The organism is Aliiroseovarius sp. xm-d-517, assembly GCF_013283135.1.
Taxonomy (GTDB): Bacteria; Pseudomonadota; Alphaproteobacteria; order Rhodobacterales; family Rhodobacteraceae; genus Aliiroseovarius; species Aliiroseovarius crassostreae.
This window is the reverse complement of sequence record NZ_WBXT01000001.1, coordinates 2,871,060-2,891,756: the sequence shown is the minus strand read 5'-3', so window position 1 is coordinate 2,891,756 and position 20,697 is coordinate 2,871,060. Positions and strand designations below refer to the sequence as shown.

At 58.8% G+C, this 20,697-nt stretch carries 18 protein-coding genes; 2 read left to right on the top strand and 16 right to left on the bottom strand.

From position 1 onward, the window contains the following. Window positions 1–45: 45 nt before the first annotated feature. The 4 genes from XMD517_RS13810 to gabT all read right to left on the bottom strand — a co-directional run bounded on the left by XMD517_RS13810 (window position 46) and on the right by gabT (window position 5,024). Window positions 46–921, bottom strand: a complete 876-nt coding sequence (locus XMD517_RS13810; protein WP_173485160.1) for a 3-hydroxybutyryl-CoA dehydrogenase — start codon at window positions 919–921, stop codon at window positions 46–48. Between the two features lie 5 nt (window positions 922–926). After that, window positions 927–2,357, bottom strand: coding sequence for an aldehyde dehydrogenase family protein (locus XMD517_RS13805; RefSeq protein ID WP_217360562.1), 1,431 nt, complete (start codon window positions 2,355–2,357; stop codon window positions 927–929). A 134-nt stretch (window positions 2,358–2,491) separates the two neighbouring features. Beyond that, window positions 2,492–3,706 (bottom strand): acyl-CoA dehydrogenase, encoded by a 1,215-nt coding sequence (locus XMD517_RS13800; RefSeq protein WP_173485056.1) that lies wholly within the window; start codon window positions 3,704–3,706, stop codon window positions 2,492–2,494. Between the two features lie 22 nt (window positions 3,707–3,728). Beyond that, window positions 3,729–5,024, bottom strand: a complete 1,296-nt coding sequence (gene gabT / locus XMD517_RS13795; RefSeq protein ID WP_173485055.1) for a 4-aminobutyrate--2-oxoglutarate transaminase — start codon at window positions 5,022–5,024, stop codon at window positions 3,729–3,731. Between the two features lie 178 nt (window positions 5,025–5,202). Between gabT and XMD517_RS13790 the strand changes: the two genes are divergently transcribed. Both XMD517_RS13790 and XMD517_RS13785 read left to right on the top strand, forming a co-directional pair. Beyond that, window positions 5,203–5,784: a cupin domain-containing protein gene (locus XMD517_RS13790; RefSeq protein WP_173485054.1), complete on the top strand. Its 582-nt coding sequence runs from the start codon at window positions 5,203–5,205 to the stop codon at window positions 5,782–5,784. A 10-nt stretch (window positions 5,785–5,794) separates the two neighbouring features. Further along, entirely contained in the window at window positions 5,795–6,901 is a 1,107-nt protein-coding gene (locus XMD517_RS13785) for a CaiB/BaiF CoA-transferase family protein (RefSeq protein WP_055190118.1), read from the top strand. 270 nt (window positions 6,902–7,171) lie between these two features. Here the strand turns inward: XMD517_RS13785 and XMD517_RS13780 are convergent, their stop codons facing one another. The 12 genes from XMD517_RS13780 to XMD517_RS13725 form a co-directional block, all read right to left on the bottom strand. Further along, window positions 7,172–8,485, bottom strand: coding sequence for a TRAP transporter large permease subunit (locus XMD517_RS13780; RefSeq protein ID WP_055190120.1), 1,314 nt, complete (start codon window positions 8,483–8,485; stop codon window positions 7,172–7,174). Window positions 8,486–8,526: 41 nt separating this feature from the next. Beyond that, the gene (locus XMD517_RS13775) at window positions 8,527–9,102 is read right to left on the bottom strand and encodes a TRAP transporter small permease subunit (RefSeq protein ID WP_173485053.1); all 576 of its coding nucleotides are present in this window, start codon (window positions 9,100–9,102) and stop codon (window positions 8,527–8,529) included. Next, window positions 9,102–10,118 carry a TRAP transporter substrate-binding protein DctP gene (gene dctP, locus XMD517_RS13770; RefSeq protein WP_173485052.1) on the bottom strand — a complete coding sequence of 339 codons (1,017 nt, stop codon included), beginning with the start codon at window positions 10,116–10,118 and terminating at the stop codon, window positions 9,102–9,104. The genes XMD517_RS13775 and dctP overlap by 1 nt, the downstream gene beginning before the upstream one ends. Window positions 10,119–10,592: 474 nt before the next feature. After that, window positions 10,593–11,453, bottom strand: a complete 861-nt coding sequence (gene yghU, locus XMD517_RS13765) for a glutathione-dependent disulfide-bond oxidoreductase (RefSeq protein ID WP_173485051.1) — start codon at window positions 11,451–11,453, stop codon at window positions 10,593–10,595. 154 nt (window positions 11,454–11,607) lie between these two features. Beyond that, window positions 11,608–13,752 carry an ATP-binding protein gene (locus tag XMD517_RS13760; protein WP_173485050.1) on the bottom strand — a complete coding sequence of 715 codons (2,145 nt, stop codon included), beginning with the start codon at window positions 13,750–13,752 and terminating at the stop codon, window positions 11,608–11,610. A gap of 45 nt (window positions 13,753–13,797) precedes the next feature. Then, window positions 13,798–14,187: a response regulator gene (locus XMD517_RS13755; protein WP_173485049.1), complete on the bottom strand. Its 390-nt coding sequence runs from the start codon at window positions 14,185–14,187 to the stop codon at window positions 13,798–13,800. Between the two features lie 449 nt (window positions 14,188–14,636). Then, the gene (locus tag XMD517_RS13750) at window positions 14,637–15,515 is read right to left on the bottom strand and encodes a hypothetical protein (RefSeq protein ID WP_173485048.1); all 879 of its coding nucleotides are present in this window, start codon (window positions 15,513–15,515) and stop codon (window positions 14,637–14,639) included. Window positions 15,516–15,543: 28 nt separating this feature from the next. Continuing rightward, the gene (locus tag XMD517_RS13745; RefSeq protein ID WP_173485047.1) at window positions 15,544–16,359 is read right to left on the bottom strand and encodes a hypothetical protein; all 816 of its coding nucleotides are present in this window, start codon (window positions 16,357–16,359) and stop codon (window positions 15,544–15,546) included. Then, the gene (locus XMD517_RS13740; RefSeq protein WP_173488323.1) at window positions 16,359–16,988 is read right to left on the bottom strand and encodes a hypothetical protein; all 630 of its coding nucleotides are present in this window, start codon (window positions 16,986–16,988) and stop codon (window positions 16,359–16,361) included. The genes XMD517_RS13745 and XMD517_RS13740 overlap by 1 nt, the downstream gene beginning before the upstream one ends. Before the next feature lie 135 nt (window positions 16,989–17,123). Beyond that, window positions 17,124–17,893 (bottom strand): IS5 family transposase gene (locus tag XMD517_RS13735; protein WP_254449811.1). Its coding sequence is split into 2 segments (ribosomal slippage): window positions 17,124–17,557 and window positions 17,557–17,893, totalling 771 coding nucleotides; the frame shifts between segments, so codons are not numbered across the junction. A gap of 28 nt (window positions 17,894–17,921) precedes the next feature. Beyond that, window positions 17,922–18,614: a restriction endonuclease subunit S gene (locus XMD517_RS13730; RefSeq protein WP_173488059.1), complete on the bottom strand. Its 693-nt coding sequence runs from the start codon at window positions 18,612–18,614 to the stop codon at window positions 17,922–17,924. 8 nt (window positions 18,615–18,622) lie between these two features. Beyond that, window positions 18,623–20,650: an N-6 DNA methylase gene (locus tag XMD517_RS13725; protein WP_173485045.1), complete on the bottom strand. Its 2,028-nt coding sequence runs from the start codon at window positions 20,648–20,650 to the stop codon at window positions 18,623–18,625. Window positions 20,651–20,697: the final 47 nt, after the last annotated feature.

Below are 20,697 nucleotides of genomic sequence, written 5' to 3'. Positions count from 1 at the left end.
CCCGGCCGGACCGGGGTGGGGCAATATCTCACCCATGAAACGCCATCAGCGGGTCGGCACCGGCACCTCGCCACGGTAATCATAAAAGCCGCGCCCGGCCTTGCGCCCGACCCAACCCGCTTCCACATATTTTACCAGCAGCGGACAGGGGCGGTATTTGGTATCCGCCAACCCGTCATACAGCACGTTCATGATCGCCAGACAGGTATCAAGACCGATAAAATCCCCAAGCTCCAGCGGCCCCATCGGATGGTTTGCCCCCAGCTTCATCGACGCATCAATCGACGCCACCGATCCCACGCCCTCGTAAAGCGCATAGCAGGCTTCGTTGATCATCGGGATCAGGATCCGGTTCACGATGAACGCGGGATAATCCTCGGCACTTGCGGCCGTCTTGCCCAGACGCTCGACCACGGCCAGAAGGGTCTGATAGGTCTCCTCCGAGGTGGCAATGCCGCGGATCAGCTCCACCAGCTGCATCACCGGCACCGGGTTCATGAAATGAAACCCCATGAACCGTTCCGGGCGATCCGTTTTCGCCGCAAGGCGGGTAATCGACAGGGATGAGGTGTTGGTGGTGAGGATGGTATTTTCCCCCAGCGACGGCGCGAGGCCCGCAAAGATCTGGTCCTTGATATCCTCCCGTTCCGTGGCGGCCTCAATCACCAGATCGGTGCCCCCCAGCTCTCCCAGCTCCGAGGTGGTGCGAATTCGCGCCAGCGCCGCTGCGCGTTCCTCTTCGCTCAGCGCGCCCTTCGAGACCTGACGCGCCGTGTTCTTTTCAATCCGCGCCAGCGCCGCCGCCAGGGCCTCGGCGGAAATATCGTTCAGGACCACTTCGTATCCCGACGTTGCGAACACATGGGCAATCCCGTTGCCCATCTGCCCTGCCCCGATAACGCCTACCGTTTGAATGCTCATTTCCCTTACCCCGCGCAGCAGTATTTGGTTTTGACAGTTGAGTAGAATTCTGCGGCGTATTTACCCTGTTCTCTTGCACCATAGCTAGAGGCTTTTGTACCGCCGAAGGGGACGTGGTAATCGACGCCTGCGGTTGGGAGGTTGACCATGACCATTCCGGCCTGTGCGTTGTGTTTGAAGCTGCGGGCATGTTTCAGGCTTGCGGTGCAGATCCCTGCGGAGAGGCCAAATTCGGTGTCATTGGCGGTGGCCAGCGCCTCGTCGAAATCGGCGACCTTGATGATCGAGGCGCAGGGTCCGAAGATTTCTTCGCGTGAGCTGCGCATCTGGTTGGTGGCCCCGACGAACATGGCCGGTGCCTGGAAAAAGCCTTCGGTGTCACGATTGAGGCGTTCCCCGCCGATCACCTCGGCCCCTTCGGAGCGGGCCAGATCCACATAGCCCAGATTGCCGTTCAGCTGGTTTTCGGACACAACCGGGCCGATCTGCGTGGCCACATCCAGCGGGTTGCCCACGGTAAGCGCCTGCATTTCCGCAGCAAGCCGCTCCACAAACGCGTCATGGATGCCCGCCTGCACGATGATGCGCGAGGACGCGGTGCAGCGCTGGCCGGTTGAGAAGAAGGCGCCATTGAGGACGGTCGAGACGGCAATGTCCATCTCGGCATCGTCCAGGATCACCATCGGGTTCTTGCCCCCCATTTCCATCTGCAGCTTTTTCATACCGCGCGCGGCGTCCACAGCCATGTTGCGCCCCACCGGCACCGACCCGGTAAAGCTGATTGCGGTGACGCCGGGATGATCCACGATGGCCTGCCCGACAACGGAGCCGCGCCCCATCACCAGGTTGAAGATGCCCGCGGGCACGCCGGCCTCATGCAGGATCTCAGCCAGAAGATGCGCCGATCCCGGTGTCAGGTCCGCGGGTTTGAACACCACCGCATTGCCATAGGCCAGCGCCGGGGCGATTTTCCACGCCGGGATCGCAATCGGGAAGTTCCAGGGCGTGATCAGGCCCACAACCCCCACCGGCTCGCGCGACACTTCCACATCCACATCCGGGCGCACCGAGGCCACCGCATCCCCGGTCACACGGATCGCCTCTCCGGCAAAAAAGCGAAAGATCTGCGCCGCGCGGACGGTTTCCCCGATGGCTTCCGCCAGCGTCTTGCCCTCTTCGCGGGCCAGGATCGTGCCGATCTCATCCTTGCGGGCAAACAGCGCCCCCGCCACCGCCTCAAGCAGGTCCGAGCGCAGTTGCGGCGAGGCATTCGCCCAGGCCGGAAGCGCCGCATTGGCCGCCGCCACCGCGTCATTGACCTGTTCAACAGAGGCATGGGCATAGGTGCCAATCACATCCGACAGGTCTGCGGGGTTGAGGTTTGGAACGGCATCCACGCCATCCAGCCATTCACCGGCAATCAGGTTTCGCTTCATCGGCTCTCTCGTCATGTTTGAAGGTCAGGGAAAGACGAGGAAAGCCGCAGATGTCAAATCTGGGGAGATATGTACGGCTTTCCTCAGGGATCCGGCCACCAAGAGGAACAAGTGGCCGGATCTGTTCGACGGGATCAGGCGAAGGCCTGCAACCCGGTCTGGGCACGGCCCAGGATCAGCGCATGCACGTCATGGGTGCCTTCATAGGTGTTCACCGTCTCAAGGTTCACCATGTGACGGATCACGTGGAAGTCCTGGCTGATGCCGTTGCCGCCATGCATGTCACGGGCCAGACGCGCAATATCCAGCGCCTTGCCACAATTGTTGCGCTTGATCAGCGACACCATCTCCGGCGCGGCTTTCGCCTCATCCATCAGGCGGCCGACGCGCAGCGCGGCCTGCAGGCCCAGGGTGATCTCGGTCTGCATATTGGCCAGTTTCAATTGGAACAGCTGCATCTGCGCCAGCGGCTTGCCGAACTGTTTGCGGTCCAACCCATATTGACGGGCACCGTGCCAGCAGGCCTCAGCCGCCCCCATCGCGCCCCAGGCAATGCCGTAACGCGCGCGGTTCAGACAGCCAAACGGACCTTTCAGACCCGAGACATCCGGCAGCAGGGCGTCTTCGCCCACTTCGACATTGTCCATCACGATCTCGCCGGTGATCGACGCGCGCAAAGATTGCTTGCCTTCGATCTTCGGAGCAGACAGCCCCTTGGTGCCTTTGTCCAGCACAAAGCCCTTGATCTTGCCATCATGGGCGTCCGATTTGGCCCAGACCACAAACACATCCGCGATCGGCGCGTTCGAGATCCACATTTTCGACCCGTTCAGAACATAGCCGCCGTCAACCTTTTTGGCAGTGGTTTTCATCGAACCGGGATCGGACCCTGCATCCGGTTCAGTCAGGCCAAAGCAGCCGATCCACTCGCCCGACGCCAGTTTCGGCAGGTATTTCGCGCGCTGCTCTTCGGTGCCATAGGCATAGATCGGATACATCACCAGCGAGCTTTGCACCGACATCATCGAACGGTAACCACTGTCGATGCGCTCCACCTCGCGCGCCACCAGACCATAGGTCACGTAACCTGCGCCAATGCCGCCGAATTTCTCCGGGATGGTGGTGCCCAGCAGGCCCATTTCACCCATCTCACGGAAGATCTCCGGGTCGGTCTCCTCGCGCGCAAACGCCTCGGTCACACGCGGCATCAGCTTGTCTTCGCTATAGGCGCGGGCCGCATCGCGGACCATACGCTCATCTTCGGTCAGCTGGTCTTCCAGCAGGAAGGCATCGTCCCAGTTGAAGGACGCCAGCGCCGGCTGGGATTGGGGGGAAAGATCTTTCGCCATATCTTTGTCTCCTGTTCGCGGCTTACGCGGCGGTTTTGCTGATGGCAGCTTCAATCGAAGCCTCAAGAATGTCCATCGCCTCGTCGAGCTGTTCCATCGGAATGGTCAGTGGCGGCAGAAGGCGCACAGCATTGGCGCGGGTGCCGCAGGGCAGAATGATCAGACCACGCGCCTCGGCCTCAGCCACAATGGCCTGGGTCAGCGCGGGATCCGGGGCGTTGGTGTCACGGTCGGTGACCAGTTCAAAGGCAATCATCGCGCCCAGGCCACGCACGTCGCCAATCGCTTCCATCCCCTGGCGCGCCGCCAGCGCGTTCAGACGGGATTTGACCTTCTCACCGATCTCCGTGGCGCGGTCGCAAAGCTTCTCTTCCTCGATCACGTCAAAGACAGCATTGGCCGCCGCCACCGCCAGCGGGTTGCCCGCATAGGTGCCGCCGATGCCGCCCACCGGGGCAGCATCGACAACCTCGGCCCGGCCAGTCACGGCTGAGAGCGGGAAGCCGCCCGCCAGGCCCTTGGCCATGGTCACCAGATCGGCGGCCACGCCCGCATGCTCAAACGCAAAAAGTTTACCCGTCCGCGCAATCCCGGCCTGCACCTCATCCGCAATCAGGATGATGCCATAGTCGTCACAGATCTTGCGCAGGGCGCGCAGGAACTCTGGCTGGGCGATGTTGAAGCCCCCTTCGCCCTGCACCGGTTCAATGATCATCGCCGCCACGCGTTCCGGGTCGATCGAGCTTTTGAACATATTGTCCAGGATCGCCAGCGACTGTTCGACCGTGACCCCGTGGAATTCATTCGGGAACGGCGCATGCAGCACTTCCGGCGGCATCGCCCCAAACGCTTTCTTGTAAGGGGTCACCTTGCCACAAAGCGCCATGCCCATCAAAGTGCGCCCATGGAAGGCGCCGGAAAAGGCAATCACACCCGAGCGGCCGGTATAAGCGCGCGCCATCTTGACCGCGTTTTCCACCGCTTCCGCACCGGTCGTGACCATCATGGTCTTCTTCTTGAAGTCCCCCGGCGTCGACGCGTTCAGACGCTCCGCCAGCGCGATATAGCTTTCATAAGGCGCCACGTGGAAACAGGTATGGGTGAACGCCTCGGACTGCGCCGCCACCGCCGCCATCAGCTTCGGGTGACGATGGCCGGTATTGTTCACGGCAATGCCCGCCGCAAAGTCGATATAACGCTTGCCATCGGCATCCCACAGCTCGGCATTCTCTGCGCGCACCGCATAAATGCCACGGGTGGCCACACCATTGGCAACAGCCTCGGCGCGGCGGGATTTGAGGGTTTCAGTCTTGCTCACGTGAGGCTCCTCCACAGGTGACGGAATGTGTCTCCCCCAAAAAATCCGGGATCGATTCACATATTCATTGATTCTCGCATCCTGTATTGCTCAATTTATTGAGCATTGCTAGAGGTGAGTTTGGACAAAACTCGCTGAATCGCCCAATCTGGCAAAAAGCGATGAAAGGACCCAATCCATGGTGGACGAATTTGACGTTGGCACCCGTTTGAAGCAGCTAAGACAGCAATTCAACATGTCTCAAAGGCAGCTCGCCGAATCCGCAGGCGTGCCACACGGGCAGATCTCGATGATCGAAACCAACAGATCCAGCCCATCCGTCGCAAGTTTGCGCAAAATTCTGGGCGGTTTCGGAATTTCCATGTCAGAGTTTTTTGAACCCGACGCAACAACAACCTCACAAAACTTCTTCACACCCGCAGAACTCAGAGACCTCACATCCCTCCTCTACCAGGGAAACGAAGCCGCACAGAAAAAAATAACCCTCAAACAGGTCGGAGACGCAAAACTCCACGGCCTCCAGATCCTGCACGAAAGATACGAACCCGGCGCCGATACAGGCGAAACCATGATCGAACATGACGCAAATGAAGGCGGTATCGTCATCGAAGGCGAACTCGAAATCACCGTCGGACCAGAAACCAGAACCCTCAAAGCCGGCGACGCATACCTCTTCAACTCAAAAGAACCACACAGATTCAAAAATAACTCAGACAGAGTATGCAAAGTCATATCTGCTTGCACCCCTCCATACCTATAAAGGACCTCACATGACCCCACTTGCCGGACTAAAAGTTGTCGAACTTGCCCGAATTCTCGCAGGCCCCTGGATTGGCCAGTCGCTTGCCGACCTGGGCGCAGATGTCATCAAGGTGGAGAGCCCGGCGGGCGATGACACCCGCAAATGGGGGCCTCCGTTCATTGAACGCGACGGCGACAAAAGTGCTGCCTATTACTATGCCGCCAACCGGGGCAAGGACTGCGTGACCTGCGATTTCCGCACCCCCGAAGGGCAGGCGCAGGTGCGTGAGCTGATCCGGGACGCGGATATTCTGATCGAGAATTTCAAGGTCGGCGGGCTTGCCAAATACGGGCTGGATTATGACAGCGTGAAAGATCTGAACCCGCGCCTGATCTACTGCTCGATCACCGGGTTTGGGCAGGATGGCCCCTATGCCAAGCGGGCGGGGTATGATTTCCTGCTGCAGGGCATGTCAGGGCTGATGTCGATCACTGGCGAGCCGGATCGTCAGCCCCAGAAAGTGGGGGTCGCGGTCACTGATATCGTGACCGGGCTTTATGGTACCATTGGCGTGCTGGCCGCAGTTGAGCAACGCCACCGCACCGGCAAGGGCCAGCATATCGACATGTCCCTTCTGGATTGCGCCACGGCGATGCTGGCCAATCAGGCGATGAATTATCTGGCCACAGGCGAAAGCCCCGAGCGGCGCGGGAACGCGCATCCAAATATCGCGCCCTATCAGGTTCTGCCGACCGCGGACGGGCATTTCATTCTGGCCGTTGGCAATGATGGGCAGTTCCAACGGTTCTGCGAGGTGATCGACCGCGAAGACCTTCGGGAAAATCCCGATTTTGCCACCAATCAGCTGCGCGTTGAGAACCGGGAGGTTCTGACGATCGAAATCGAGCAGGAAACGCAGAAATGGCAAAAGGCCGATCTTCTGGACGCGCTGGAGGCCGCCACGGTGCCCGCTGGCCCGATCAACTCGATCGGTGAAGCATTTGACGACGCTCAGATCAAACACCGGGGCATGGAAATTGCACCGGAAGGGGTGCGCGGGGTGCGTGGCCCCTGGGTCTTTTCGGATGCGAGCCTGGCCCTGGACAAATCGGCACCCGTCTTGCCGAAACCCTGATCCTGCCCCCAAAACGAGCATCAGGCCGGGCCATTCCGCCCGGCCTTTTTTTGGTCCTGCGGAAATGAGCACAGAGCCAGAAAACTAGTTTTCTAGTTTTCTAGTTTTCTAGTTTTCTAGTTTTCTAGTTTTCTTCGAAATCCACCTCCCCTCCCAAAACCACAACAAAAAAGGCCGCCCGCCTGAAAACAGGACCGGGCGGCCAGTTATGGGAGTGTCTGAACAGACACGGGCCGGCGCCACGGGGTGCAGCGCCGGATCTGGTTTGGCTTAGAACAACAGGTTCGGCAGCCAGAGGGCGATTTCCGGGAAGGCCACAACCAGCGCCAACCCGATGATCTGCAGCACCACAAAGGGCAATGCCGCTTTGTAGATATCCACGATGGTGATCTCGGGCGGCGCCACAGAGCGCATGTAGAAAAGGTTGTATCCGAACGGGGGCGTCAGATAGGCCGACTGCATCGACAGGATGAACAGCACCGCAAACCAGGTGGTGTCAAAGCCAAGGTCACGGACAATTGGCACAAAAAGCGGCACCGTGATGAACACGATCGCAAAGTCATCCAGAAACATGCCGAGCACAAAATAGGTGGCCAGCATGGCAATGATCACCCACATTGGCGACAGGTCAAAATCTTCGATCAACTCACCGACAATCTGCCCGGCCCCCAGCCCCACATAGATCTTCGAAAAGAACACGGCCGCGATGGTGATCCACATCAGCATCCCCATCAGCTTGGTGGTGGTCAGCATGACATAGCGCAGCATGTCCCAGCTGAGACGGCGCTGGATCCCGGCAATGACCAGCGCACCGAACGCCCCAATCGCAGAGGCTTCGGAGGGTGAGGTGACACCGCCGATGATACAGCCCAGAACGGTGACAATCAGGATACCCGGCGCAATCAGGAAACGCAGCGACAGGAATTTCTCTTTGGCCGAGAACTGCTCTTCTGCCGGGGGGCCCATCAGCGGGTTGATACGGCAACGCACGAGGATATAGGCAATATATATACCGGCCAGCATCAGGCCCGGCACAAGGCCAGCGGCAAAAAGCTTGCCCACGCTGTCACGCGACAGGAAGGCATAGATGATCATCAGAACCGAAGGGGGGATGAGAAAGCCCAACGCGCCCCCGGCCATGATTGTCCCGGTCACAAGCTTGCTGTCATATCCGCGCTTCAGCATCGCCGGCAGCGCAATGATCCCCAGCGACACAGTTGCCGCCCCGGACACGCCGGCCATGGCCGCAATCAGCGCACAGATGATCACTGTGCCAATGCCCAATCCGCCGGGCAAACGGCCCATCAGCTTGTGAATCATTTCAAACAGGTCGTCGGTAATGCCCGACCGCTGCAGCACCAACCCCATGAAGATGAACATTGGCAGGGCCACAAGAAGGAAATTGTCCATCGCCGAGAAGGTTGAGGAAATCAGCAGGTCCAGCCCGCCATCCCCGTAAATCATCCAGGCACTGCCCACGCCGCAAATGGTCAAGGCCCAGGCCAGCGGCGCGCCCAGCGCCATCAGCCCCAGCATCGACAAAAACATGATCGCAGTGATCGTAAGGGGATCCAGATCCGCCATTTTACACTCCCAACCGGGGCCCGTTCCGCCCCTTTTTCGTATTAGTCTTGCGCCTCGGGTACATATTCCGGGTCGGTCTGCGAACTGTCCTCGCCATCGCGCGGATCTTCGAACTCAATCCCCACCATGGTCAGGAAGGCGCGCAGGAACTCGGCCAGGTTCTGCAGCCAGACCAGCCCGACAGCCACCGGGATCACCGTCTTGATCGGATAAAGCGCCGGCTGCCAGATCGACTTGTTCGAATATTCGCGCACGGCCCAGCTTTCGGCGGCAAACTCCACCGCCATGACAAAAAAGATCCCCATGACCAGCAGGCCGATGGCAAAAATGATCACGTCACAGGTGGCGCGGGCGCGCTCGCCCAACATGCCCCAGATCACCTCAGAGCGCACATGTCCGCCGTGGCGCAGCGTGAAGGCACCTGCAAGTATGCAGAAACCGCCATAGAGCATCGTCGACATTTCATGCGCCCAGATCGTGGGCGAATTAAGGAAATAGCGTGCGACAATTTCCAGCATCAGCACGGCAATCATCGCAAGCGTCAACCAAGAAATGGCCCGTCCGACGAACTCGGACAGGCCATCTTGAATGACAAGATATCTTGTCACCCAACCCATTACAGGCGCCCTTGGGCCTTCGCATTGGCAACCAGAGCGTCAATGAACTTCTGGTTGCGCGGGCTGCGGGCGGCTTCTTCCTGCCACACGCCTTGCGCGGCCTGGGTCAGCGCTTTGCTGTCCGCATCCGGCAGGGTGGCGTATTGGAACGTGCCTTCAGCCACGCCTTCGTTGCCGTCAGCCAGCCACTGGTGGATGTCGTCGGCAAACTGCTGGATCGCGGTTTTCAGGATGTCCTTATGCTCATCCGAAAGCTTGTTCCAGCTGTCGGGGTTGGCAAGGAAAGTTTCGGTCCAACCCGGCATCAGCATGTTCATGAAGGTGTAGTTCTGAGCGGTTTCGTGCAGTTTCAGCTGCTCGTATTCCACCGGACCACCATAGATCGCACCGTCGATCACGCCGGTCGACATGCCGATATACAGTTCCTGCGCGGGCAGGTAAACGGTCGGGATGTCAAAGGCCGACAGAACCTTGGCCACGTTCGAGGTGGCGCGGATCTTGCGGGTTTTCAGGTCTTCCAGCGAGGTCACCGGCTCTTTGGTCAGCAGGTCGTAGTTGTGGCCATAACCTTTGCCCAGATAAACGGTGCCCGCTTCGGCATAGGCTTCAGTCAGCAGCGCATTCACTTCGGCGCTTTCGAACAGGCCCTTGGCTTCGTCCACGGTTGCCCATGCGCCCGGCAGACCAGCTTCGATATTGCCCACGTCAATCTGACCCGACCAGTAGCCACCCGTGCCGTGCACGATGTCGACGGTGCCCTTGGCAACAGCATCTGCAAACTGGTCCGAAGCCACCAGCTCGCCACCGCGGAAATACTGGATCCGCAGCGTGCCGTTCGAGGCATCCTTGACCGCATCACGGAACTTCTTGGCGATCGGGTCGATCTCGGTGCCATAGAAGGTGTGGAACCGCAGGCGCACGGTGTCAGCCGACGCGGTGGTTGCAACGGTGGCCAGGGCGGCAGCACCGGCCAGGGCACCAAGGGCCGCGCGGCGCGTAAAGGTTGTGAAAGTCATTTTGTCTCCTCCCGAGGCAAGGCCTCACAGTCTTCAGGGATACCGTCCGGTCACGCAGAGCAGCAGGCCGGTATGCCTCCGGCTCCTACAGCATCCCGCCAATGCCGCGCAATATTTTAAGCAATTTACGCGGCGTTTTTGCGCAATTTCATGCGCACTTTTGATCAAAAACGACAGGGGTGTTTTTGTAATATTTTTTATTTTCAGAGATTTACCCTGAATTCTAACGAATTATTGCAAACTGCCTTTTTGCGATTCCCCACGCCGAATGCGCCCAAAATTGTCGCATAAGTTACCCCGGGTCACGATTCGAATCCTGATTGACGCCCCCTTGGCAAATTTCGTTATCGCAAACAGAAACACCCTGAACCGTCAGGCTCAGGGTGCGATTGGGGGACCTCAGGCGTTTCGGGTCCATCCTGAGACACATATCTGCCTCGAAACACCCGGATCAGTGATCCCTCTTGCTGTGTTTCAGGTCACGTCGCCCTGGCTGAGCCGCTCGAAATCCGACGCGTCATGGCGTTCGTGCAGCTGTTCCTCTTCCGGGCCCCAGGTGCGGTTCACAATACGACCGCGCTGAACGGCGGGACGCTCCAGAATGTCTTCCGCCCAGCGCCGCAGATGCCTGTAGCTTTCGACCTGCAGGAACTCCCCCGCGCCATAGGCCTGCCCCAGCACAAGGTTGCCATACCAGGGCCAGGTTGCGATATCGGCAATTGTATAGCTGTCGCCACCAAGGAAGCGATGCTCCGCCAGCTCGCGGTCCAGCAGATCCATCTGCCGCTTGACCTCCATCGTAAAGCGGTTGATGGGGTATTCGTATTTTTCCGGCGCATAGGCGTAGAAATGCCCGAAACCGCCGCCCAGATAGGGGGCCGATCCCTGCAACCAGAACAGCCAGTTCATGACCTCGGTCCGATGGGACAGATCTTCTGGCAGGAAGTGGCCGAATTTCTGGGCGAGGTAGAGCAGAATGTGGCCGCTTTCAAACACGCGGATCCCGGTGTCGCGGTCGAACAATGCGGGAATTTTCGAGTTTGGGTTCACCGCCACAAAACCGGAGGAAAACTGGTCGCCCTCACCGATGCGGATCAGGTGGGCATCATACTCCGCCCCCGCAACGCCCAGCGCCAGCAGCTCTTCCAGCAAGATGGTGACCTTCTGACCATTCGGCGTGCCCAGAGAGTAGAGCTGGAGCGGGTGGTCACCAACCGGCAATTCCCTGTCATGTGTGGCCCCGGCAACGGGGCGGTTGATCTTGGCCCATTCGCCCCCGTTTTCCTCATCCCAGGTCCAGACCTTCGGCGGTTCATATATGTCTTTAGGTGCCATTGGTTCTCCTTACCACGTCTGTGACCAGCACCTGGGCTGGCGGCTGCTTTACACGGAAGATATGGAACGCCCCGGCCCAAAGGCAATGGGCAGACCATAATCCCGCCGGGAAATACGATGACAAATCCGTGAAATCCCAACCCGCCACCACGGGTCAGGTGTCTGGCTGTTTCAGCACCTCTGCCAGAACCGGGAGGAGGTGCGACGGTCGGAAAGGCTTTGTCACAAACGGGAAATCCGCCAGCTCCGGAAACCCCGCATCCGCAGGTGAGATGGAAAAGCCGCTCATCATGATTGCCTTGAGGCCCGGCTGGATATCCGCCAGCGCGCGATAGGTTTCCCAACCATTGCGACCCGGCATGGTGATGTCGATCAAGGCACAATCAAACGGCCCTTTGCCGCGCATCAAAGCCAGCGCGCCATCGCACCCCTGTGCAACAAACGGGGCATATCCTGCCTTGGTCAGAGAGGTTCTGAGCATCGCCCCCAAGACCTCTTCGTCATCCACCACCAAAACCTTCTGCGCACGCGCCGCGCCCCCCTGCGCCGCGCCATCCGCACATGTCGCGTTCTCTGCCCCGGCAGACGGCGCTGCCACCGGGGGAAAGGCGAAGCAGAACGTGGTCCCCTGCCCTTCCCCTGTGTCCAGCATGATCGCCGCCCCATGGGCACGGGCAATCCCCAGCACCGCCGCCATCCCCAGCCCCTTGCCGTTCTCCTTGGTGGTAAAATAGGGATCAAACACTTTTGCCGCGACCTCGGCCGACATGCCCGGACCTGTGTCAGACAGCTCCAGAAGCACACACTCCCCTTTGGTGCGAGCAGATTCAAACACCATGCGCCCGCGCTCCTCCAATGTCAGGGGGCGGCGCTGCAGCCGGATTGTGATGCAACCCTCGCCTTCCGTCATGGCCTCCATCGCGTTCAGCACGAGGTTCATCAGCAACTGGGCAATCTGCGTCTTGTCCGCCTGCACCCAGAGTGGCTGTTCGGGCAGCTCCAACTGCAGGTCAAATTGCGTCGCTGAAAAGGGCAACAATCGCAGCGCCTCACGGATGGTCTCTCCGAATTGCACCGGCTGCATCTGACCGGCACCCGCCCCTTTGGCATAATCCAGAAGGCGCCCCACAAGGCTGGTGGACGCCTCCAGGCACGAGCTGATCACATCAAGGCTGTTGCGCGCCGGATGGTCCGGTTCCAGCACGTCCAAAGCAAGCTCCGAATGCCCAACCATACTGGCCAGCAAATTGTTGAAATCATGCGACAGGCTGCTTGCCATCAATCCCAGGCTTTCGGTCTTCTGTTTGATCAGAAACGCAGCCTCCGCCGCGCGGCGCAGCTGATCCGACTGGTGACGACGCAGCTCGGTCTCAACCCGATGCACAAGCAGTCGCAACAAATCGCTCTCCCCCAACCGTTCCGACATGTGCCGGTCGTTTAGCAAAGCGATGTGACCAATGACCCGCCCCTCTGCATCACGCAAAGCAATTCCCAGATAAGCCTGCACCCCCTGTTCGGCAAAGGCGGGCTGATTGGGAAACATCTGTTGCAACCCCTCTTCGATCAGGAGTTTGCTTCTCTTCCGAAGCCCGTCGCAAGGGGACCCTTCATAAGGGACCAGCACCCCCTGAAGCGCAGGCACATCCACCCCGGCCAGGCAATATCCGAGAATGCGGAAATGGTCGGGATCACTGTCGACACATTCGGCGATAAACACTGTTTTCAGCGCCAGCGCCGCCTGCAAGCTGGCAGCCAATCGCGGAAACCGCGCGGTGCCATCATCCGCCTCTGCATCCTGCAAAAGCGCACTGAGCGTCGCGATCTTTCCGCGCATTTCCAGCTCATACCCCAAACGGGCCGAAAATCGTTCAAGCAACTCAAGCGCGGACCGGCTGTCATCCTCGCCGACCTTGCGCTTCCAACTGGCCTGCACCAGGCCAATGATTTCCCCAACCGAATTGCGAAGCGGCATCCCCACATAGGAGTGAAACCCGTAGCGCCGGAAAAAACTGTCCCGCGGATAGAGGTTTTGCACATTGCCCAACACAACCAGAGCCCGCCCCGACACCACCACCTCATGACAGGGCGCCCCCAGGGTTTCATACTCAAACAACGCACGATCATTGTCCCGGAACGAGCTGGCACAGACTTGCACCCGCTCGTGTTCAAACATCCGAAACGCACCGATTGTGACCATTTCCGCCTGTAGCTGCAGGCCTGCAAATTGCACAAACTGATCGAAGAAGGCCTGACCGGAGGCTGATTGAAGCGGTGCTTCGGAGGAAAAGGGAACTGTCAAAGATACCCCCCATGGCCGTGATATGCGCCACTCATCCCCACGACCTCATCCATCCGCAAGCAAAGTCGCCTCATCCGCCAGGATTGACAACAACCGATCCTGGGTGACCGGTTTGAAAATATTGCGCCCCACGGACAGGCTCCTTGCACGCGCAATCATCTTGGCCGCCATGATCGACGTATCCGCCCCCCCGGTCATGAAGCGTATCCGCAACGGGCGATCCACCCCGGCCAACCCCTCAACCGCCTGGATCCCGTCCAGTTCAGGCATGTTGATGTCCACCAGCAAAAGGGCTGCCCCCCCTGCCAACTGCACCTGATCCAGAAGCTCCCGCCCATTTGCACAGACCACAACAGACCAGCCATCGCGCTCAGCCACCGTTTTGAGGAACAGGGCAAAATCGGAATTGTCATCTGCAATATACAGTTGCTTCATGTCAAAATGGCCCTAACTGCGCTCACGCAACCTGAAGGATAGTTTGAGCTGTCAGTAAAACTTTGAGATGCATCAATATGCAACCGCTTTCGACACCCGAGAGCAAATTTCCCGCTGGTTGAAGGCATCATGAAGGCGCAAGGGGCGCTTGAAGCGAAGTCTGTTAGGCAAGGAAAAACGGAAACAGCCCTGAGGGCTGCTCACCCCAAGCACTCGATCTACTCTCTCAATGATGTGAAATGGCGGAGACGAAGGGATATCCTACTTCAATCTGCCGATGTAACGATACCAGTGGGTTAGCTTGGACCACGCCCGAAGTACTTGCATGGACTGTACCAGATGACTGGACCATGGGAAGGGGATGTCGCCAGAAAACCCACCAAATTTCGTGCGGGTAGCGGTTCCGTTACTTTCGCTTTCCCCAACCGGCCCCAGAATTCATAACCGTGCTACTCCGTCGAGCGTGAGCGCATCAGCGTCCCGATCTCGGCGGCGACCATCAGGGGATCGACACCGGAGATAATCTCGCCGTTGCTGGCCAGCTTGTGTTTCTCATACTTCGCCAGAACGGCCTGTTCGATCTCTCGGGCGGTGTCCTCACTCGCGGTCGGTTGCTTCGCGTCTACACGCCAGCGTAGCCCTGTCACTTCTTCTGCCAACGGGCCGTTATGTGCCGCTTCCCTTGCTTCTGGTGCATTGGAATACCCAACCTTGACCGCCAGTGCCTTCTTCTTCGCGTCACGCAGCACCAGCGTGTAGACATACCAGATGTCGTGATCCCCAAACGTGCCAGTGTAGCTGCCCTGATGCTTCGGGGCCAACTTGCTGTTCTTCTGCGCCACCAGCCCCTTGCCGAAATCGGTTTTGGGTAAAGCAGGCGGCACATCCTGCCGGTCCAGCGCCAGCAAAGGCTCGGCGGTGATCTCGTCCAGCTCGACCACCTTCGACTGCGCTTGCAGATGGTGGTTCGGGGTCAGCGGCCCGACCAGCTGGGCAAACATGTTGTCCGGCGAAGTGATCTCCCAGACCGCAATGGGATGCAGTGCGAAAGGGAACCGGATCACGCTGTCGAACTCGGGGTTCTCGTGGCGGCGTGGCAGACCATAGTCCTGCGTGTTCACCTCAAGGTCGGACACGCGAAACACGCCCAGCACCCGGCCCTGATCCTGCGGGGCTGTCGGTTCGCCCTTGGTGCCAACTGTGAAGACAAGGTCGCCCTCCGTCAGAACCTTACGAGCATGTGACCGCGCGGCTTTCGAGGCAAACGTCATCGGCCATGCCGGGTTGCCGGGCGGTCCCCAGACATAGGTGAAGAAGACCTTGGTCATATCTTCTCACCCACCCAGCTCATCCCGATCACCGTACACAGCTCAGGAACCGCATTACGATCCGGTAGGCGGGTTCATAGGCCCGGAACGCTCTTTCATCCGGTTGTAGCTCGCCGTGCAGGAGCGAGTTGCGGAGGGCGTAGATCACTTCAACCAAACCGAAAAACAATTCCTCACTGGTGCAGCGGAACTCAAAATCCCCAGCGACGATTGGGCGTTCCGTGCCGACCAAGAGATTACTCATCGGGCGCGGGCAGCAGACTTGATAGAGGCCGCGCAGGTGCCCCTGCATCGTCTGGGAAAGGCCGACATACTGGGGATGCACGATCAAGTCTGCTTCATCATAATCCGCCTGAGTGATCGTTGCCGTCACCTGCCCGCCCCGGTTCGTGACGGTCGAAATCCATTGCCCATTCTGCTTGTTCACAGTGAACGTGATCGCTCGGCTGACGGTGGACTGCGGGAGCTGGATGCGCTGGCGGATGGCGACCGATGTAAAGGTGATGCGTTCCAGCACATCATCTTCTCGGGCGACCTCGATCTGATAGTTTTCAAGGAAACGGTGCAAATCGGCAATGAGCAGTTTCAGCTCTTGCGCATCCTCCGTATCCCGCCGGGGCCGTCCGTCTGGTCCGTTTTCACGCGGGCGCAGAAGCGGCAATATCTCGGATCGAACCGGGTTGGCATGGGTCTTCACGTATTCGATCCCATTCCGATCTCGACGGCTTCCGGCTTCTTCTCGGAACCAAGCGTTGAACGCCGCCCAAGCTTTCACGAACGGCCCGATGTAGTCGATTTCCGCCCGTTCCTTCCATAGCCGTGCATTGTTGGGCAGACGGGCCATCAGATCGCCTCCTCTGCTTGATCGAGGAAGGCCATCGCGGCGGGTTCGCCGTCTTCAATGGCGATCTCGACGGCGCGTTTTGCAGCGTCGAGCAACTTGCGGGCGCGATGACGGGCGGCGAAGCCATCTTGCACGATCTTGGTGATTTCGGAGGAGACATCGGCAACGGCGTCTGGAACCGGGATCGAGAGCAAATCGCGCTCGCTGAAACGTGGGTGCTGTGAACCGTCCTGACACCATTTCAAGATGGTCTGCACCGGGGCAGAGCGAAGGAACACCATCAACGTCTCAGGCGAAATCGCTGTGCCATTGGGACGCAGGACGAAGAACTCCGACGACCCGACTGACGGGATGTCATCCCCGGTTCGAACCACGGCGACCTCTTTCAGGTAGGCACGAAGGCGAGAAATAGCGACGTCGCCATCCTTGAACACCTTCTTCATGCTGCCAATATCGGCGGCAACGCTGGGTTCCTTCTCGGCATCCAGTAATGGCACAAGCGCGTCGGTCAGGTCATAGTTTCGGACCCGAATTGTCGGGTCCACACGGCTTGGAACCCACTGGTCGCGCACGCTTCTCACGCGCTCTGAGAGAGGTTGACCCGGCAGCGCTGCAAGAGATTTCTTCACCTGCTCCTTCGCAGGCATGAAGTACTGAGCATCTATGCGCCCCGACGAGAAAACATCTGCAACACAGGCGACATAGGTAAGCGGCTCGGGCGGCGTCCAATCAGCGAGGCCGAGCGACTTGGTTAGGGTCAGGATTCATAACCAGAAGATGACTACAGCAGCGAGGGCGCATGCTGACAGGAAGACCTTCGGACACCTGTCATAGCGCGTCGCGACGCGTCGCCAATCCTTGAGGCGGGCGAAGCTGTTCTCGATTTTGTGGCGTTTACGATAGCGCAGCTCGTCGTGCGGGATCGGGACCTTGCGGTTCTTCCGACATGGTATACAAGGCTTGATCCCCCTGTTTTCAAGGGCTTGGCGATACCAATCGGCATCGTAGCCCCGATCCGCCAACAGGTGTTTGGCGGGCGGCAGGGCATCCAGCAAAGCCCGTGCGCCGATGTAGTCGCTGCGCTGGCCTGCCGTCAGGAACAGACGCAAGGGCCGCCCCATCGCGTCGGTGACGGCGTGCAGCTTGGAGTTCATTCCGCCCTTCGTACGACCAATCAGGCGGCAGGGGTTGTGATTGGCCCCCCCTTTTTCAGGCCCAGGCTGGAGGCGGTGCGGTGTGTCTTGAGATGGGTCGCGTCAATCATCAGCGTGTCAGTTTCGCCACCCTGATCGGCCAGCTCCAAAAGCATCCGGGCGAAGATGCCTTTCTCGCTCCATCGCTTCCAGCGGCTGTAGAGCGTCTTGTGAGGGCCATAGGCTTCTGGCGCATCCCGCCACCTTAACCCATTGCGGTTTATGAAGATAATCCCAGACAGCACCCGCCTGTCATCCACACGTGGCTTGCCGTGCGACTTCGGGAAGAAAGGCGCCAGCTTGGCCATCTGCGCTTCGTTCAACCAGTAAAGATCGCTCATGTCACCGCTCCGTTTTCCGAACTGTGAATCACGCCGTGCGACAAAAATCAATGCATCCTGACCCTAGGGTATCTTCTGCTTGGATTTGCTTTCTCGTGTTCAAATCACGGGTGGTCCGCGACGTGCGAACCATCGAAACAATTCTGTTTTCGAACTCGTCTGATACCTTCGGCACCCAAAGCTGATCCATGTCTTCCAAGATCAGGCCTTTTTGGACCGCACCTCGCGTCATGCGCTCAATTTGGTTTTGACCATGTTCGGAGCGTAGGAATACCGCCAGATATTCTGGCGAAACTTTTCGCGGGCGCAGAATGGCCAATTTGCAAGAACATGTCGCAGGCTCTTCGGACGCGACGAGGCTCAATTCCCCGATGGTTCCGATGATCGACAGAAGGACATCACCCTTCTTGAGGTGCGAGCGCACCATGTGCTTTTGATCGAAAGCCTTGCGGGTGATGTGAATAGGCGCAGCAGTTTCGACGAAAAACCGCCCCGTTACATCTTGTCCGCGATAGTACGGCACGCCCTCATCAACAAAGTCTTGGCTGATCGAGAAGTGATTGCCATCCGAAACGCGGGTTAGTGTCGCAACATCATCCCGTTCCCATTTCTCAATCAACTCGGCAGACCGCAAAAAGCGCTTCTGGAAGTATTCCGCGTCGATCCGGGCGGTTCGTTCCAAATCCGCTGAGCTTGCAACCGTGGCTTCAAGCCCCTCCAACAGACCGCTTAGGCGGCCTTGGTCGAAGGGGCGGCCCGAAAAAAACTGAGGCCCTCCTTGCGGGCAAATTCCTCGAACGCTTCGGCCACTCCGTCCTCGGTCAGCGCATCGTGGTTGAACAGGTCGTGGGCGACGACGAAATGCCCATGCGTGTCGCGCAGGAAGGTTCCATCCGGGTTCTTGCGGTACACCTTGCGGCCCGAGTTATCGACGCTCTCGACCTGCTGCGTGGCGAAGAAGATGTCGTAGTCCTCGACCTTCGGGCAGAGCGGCCCCGCCTTGGCATCGTCGTTCCATTTCTGGACGAACAAGACGCTGGTCTTGGTCCCGGTATGCGGCTTGAACGTGTTCGGGTGCAGACCCACCACGGCAAGGATGCGGCACTTCTCCATGATGTATTCGCGCAACCGCTGGTCGGACGAATTGTTGAACCGCCCCTGCGGCAGCACCACCGCCATACGCCCACCTGGCTTGAGGAAATCGAGGTTCCGCTCGATGAACAGCAGGTCACGCGCCACGGCCCGTTCCAGCTTGTTCGACTTGGCGTTGTGGGCCAGGTCATACGGCGACAGCATGTCCGACTGCTTGATGTCGCCCGCGAAGGGCGGGTTGGCCATCAGCACGTCGAAGGCGAAGTTGCGATAGTCCTTCTGCCGGGTGCTCTCACGCAGCTTGCGCAACCGCCGCCAGCCATCGCCGTAGGTGTCCTGCCAATCGTCCTGCTTCACCGTCTCATCCCACTTGGTGAAATCGAGCGTGTTCAGGTGCAGCACGTTGGTTTCGCCGTCCCCTGCGATCAGGTTCAGGCAGCGTGAGACACGAACGCTTTTCTCGTCGAAGTCGATGGCAAAGACGTTGTCGCGGACGTAATCGACACAGCGGGCGGGCTTTTCGTCCATGGTGAAGAGGTGGCTTTCCTCTTTGCCCATGTCCTTGATGATCTGCCGCCAGACGTGGAACATGCTGTGCACCGTGAACCCTGCCGAGCCGCAGGCGGTGTCGATCACCGTCTCGCCTTCTTGCGGGTTCATCATCCTAACGCACATGTCGATCACCCAGCGCGGGGTGAAATACTGGCCCTTCTCACCCTTGGACGATTTCGAGACCAGATATTCAAAGGCGTCGTCGATCACGTCGAGGTTGGAGTTGAACAGCTTCCATTCTTCCAGCGACCCGACGCAGACTTGCAGGTGGTCAGGCGACAGGCGGATGCGTTCATCTTCGAGGAACACGCCTTCCCACTTCTTTTTCGCCTCGTCGAACAGGTTCTGGATCGCCTCTTTGAGCTGAGCGGCGGTGTTCTGGTTGCGGAAGCGCAGCGCGCTGCCCCGGCGGTGCGAGGTCATCTCGTCATAGAGCTTGGTGAAGATCAGCTTGAAGACTTCTTCGAAGACATCGACCCCGGCATTGGCCAGCACTTCGTCTTCCATATCCTCGATCAGATCGCGCAGGGACCGGGCGAACTTGCCTTCCTTCACGCGCTCGTCTTCGAGGTCGATCAGGGTCTGGATCGTCCACGGCTGATCCACCACCTGCTCAATGGTCTGATCGGCCCGAGGCAGCTCGTGGATCGGCATGAAATAGTTGGGGTTCTTACGGTGCCAGACTTCGGCCAGAATGCCGTCGCTCCACACCGCTAGGGGTGCACCTGTCGCATGGGCATAGGACCGCAGCTGTTCTTTCCCGTCCTTGTACTTCTTCTGCTTCACCTCGATGATGATGTAAGGGACGGTTGGCCGGTGTTCATCGAATACAACAATATCGGCCCGCTTTGACGTATCGCGCCCGAAAGTGATCGGGTATTCGACGGCAATTCGTGAAGGACTGTAGCCCAGCTTGTCAATTAGACGAGACAGCCAAAGCTGACGGTTTCTTTCCTCCGGCTTCAATTGAACGTCTTTTCCGCGAACGAGGCAGGTCACATAGGTAACTTGCCTTCCACGCAATTCTTTTTGAAAACTACGCTCGTCCAGAGCATTATTCTCAGCCTCGGAAAAAAGCACATATTCATTGAATTCAGAGGCGACTACATTCATTCGTATTTCCCGCTATTTTATTGGCTTCGCAGAGCCTCCTTGCTCTG

Excerpts from the sequence above, each read along its gene's own strand:
- XMD517_RS13810 (WP_173485160.1), bottom strand. The coding sequence starts at position 921 with ATGAGCATTCAAACGGTAGGCGTTATCGGGGCAGGGCAGATGGGCAAC.
- XMD517_RS13805 (WP_217360562.1), bottom strand. The coding sequence starts at position 2,357 with ATGAAGCGAAACCTGATTGCCGGTGAATGGCTGGATGGCGTGGATGCC.
- XMD517_RS13800 (WP_173485056.1), bottom strand. The coding sequence starts at position 3,706 with ATGGCGAAAGATCTTTCCCCCCAATCCCAGCCGGCGCTGGCGTCCTTC.
- XMD517_RS13790 (WP_173485054.1), top strand. The coding sequence starts at position 5,203 with ATGGTGGACGAATTTGACGTTGGCACCCGTTTGAAGCAGCTAAGACAG.
- XMD517_RS13785 (WP_055190118.1), top strand. The coding sequence starts at position 5,795 with ATGACCCCACTTGCCGGACTAAAAGTTGTCGAACTTGCCCGAATTCTC.
- XMD517_RS13780 (WP_055190120.1), bottom strand. The coding sequence starts at position 8,485 with ATGGCGGATCTGGATCCCCTTACGATCACTGCGATCATGTTTTTGTCG.
- XMD517_RS13775 (WP_173485053.1), bottom strand. The coding sequence starts at position 9,102 with ATGGGTTGGGTGACAAGATATCTTGTCATTCAAGATGGCCTGTCCGAG.
- dctP (WP_173485052.1), bottom strand. The coding sequence starts at position 10,118 with ATGACTTTCACAACCTTTACGCGCCGCGCGGCCCTTGGTGCCCTGGCC.
- yghU (WP_173485051.1), bottom strand. The coding sequence starts at position 11,453 with ATGGCACCTAAAGACATATATGAACCGCCGAAGGTCTGGACCTGGGAT.
- XMD517_RS13755 (WP_173485049.1), bottom strand. The coding sequence starts at position 14,187 with ATGAAGCAACTGTATATTGCAGATGACAATTCCGATTTTGCCCTGTTC.
- XMD517_RS13750 (WP_173485048.1), bottom strand. The coding sequence starts at position 15,515 with ATGACCAAGGTCTTCTTCACCTATGTCTGGGGACCGCCCGGCAACCCG.
- XMD517_RS13745 (WP_173485047.1), bottom strand. The coding sequence starts at position 16,359 with ATGGCCCGTCTGCCCAACAATGCACGGCTATGGAAGGAACGGGCGGAA.
- XMD517_RS13725 (WP_173485045.1), bottom strand. The coding sequence starts at position 20,650 with ATGAATGTAGTCGCCTCTGAATTCAATGAATATGTGCTTTTTTCCGAG.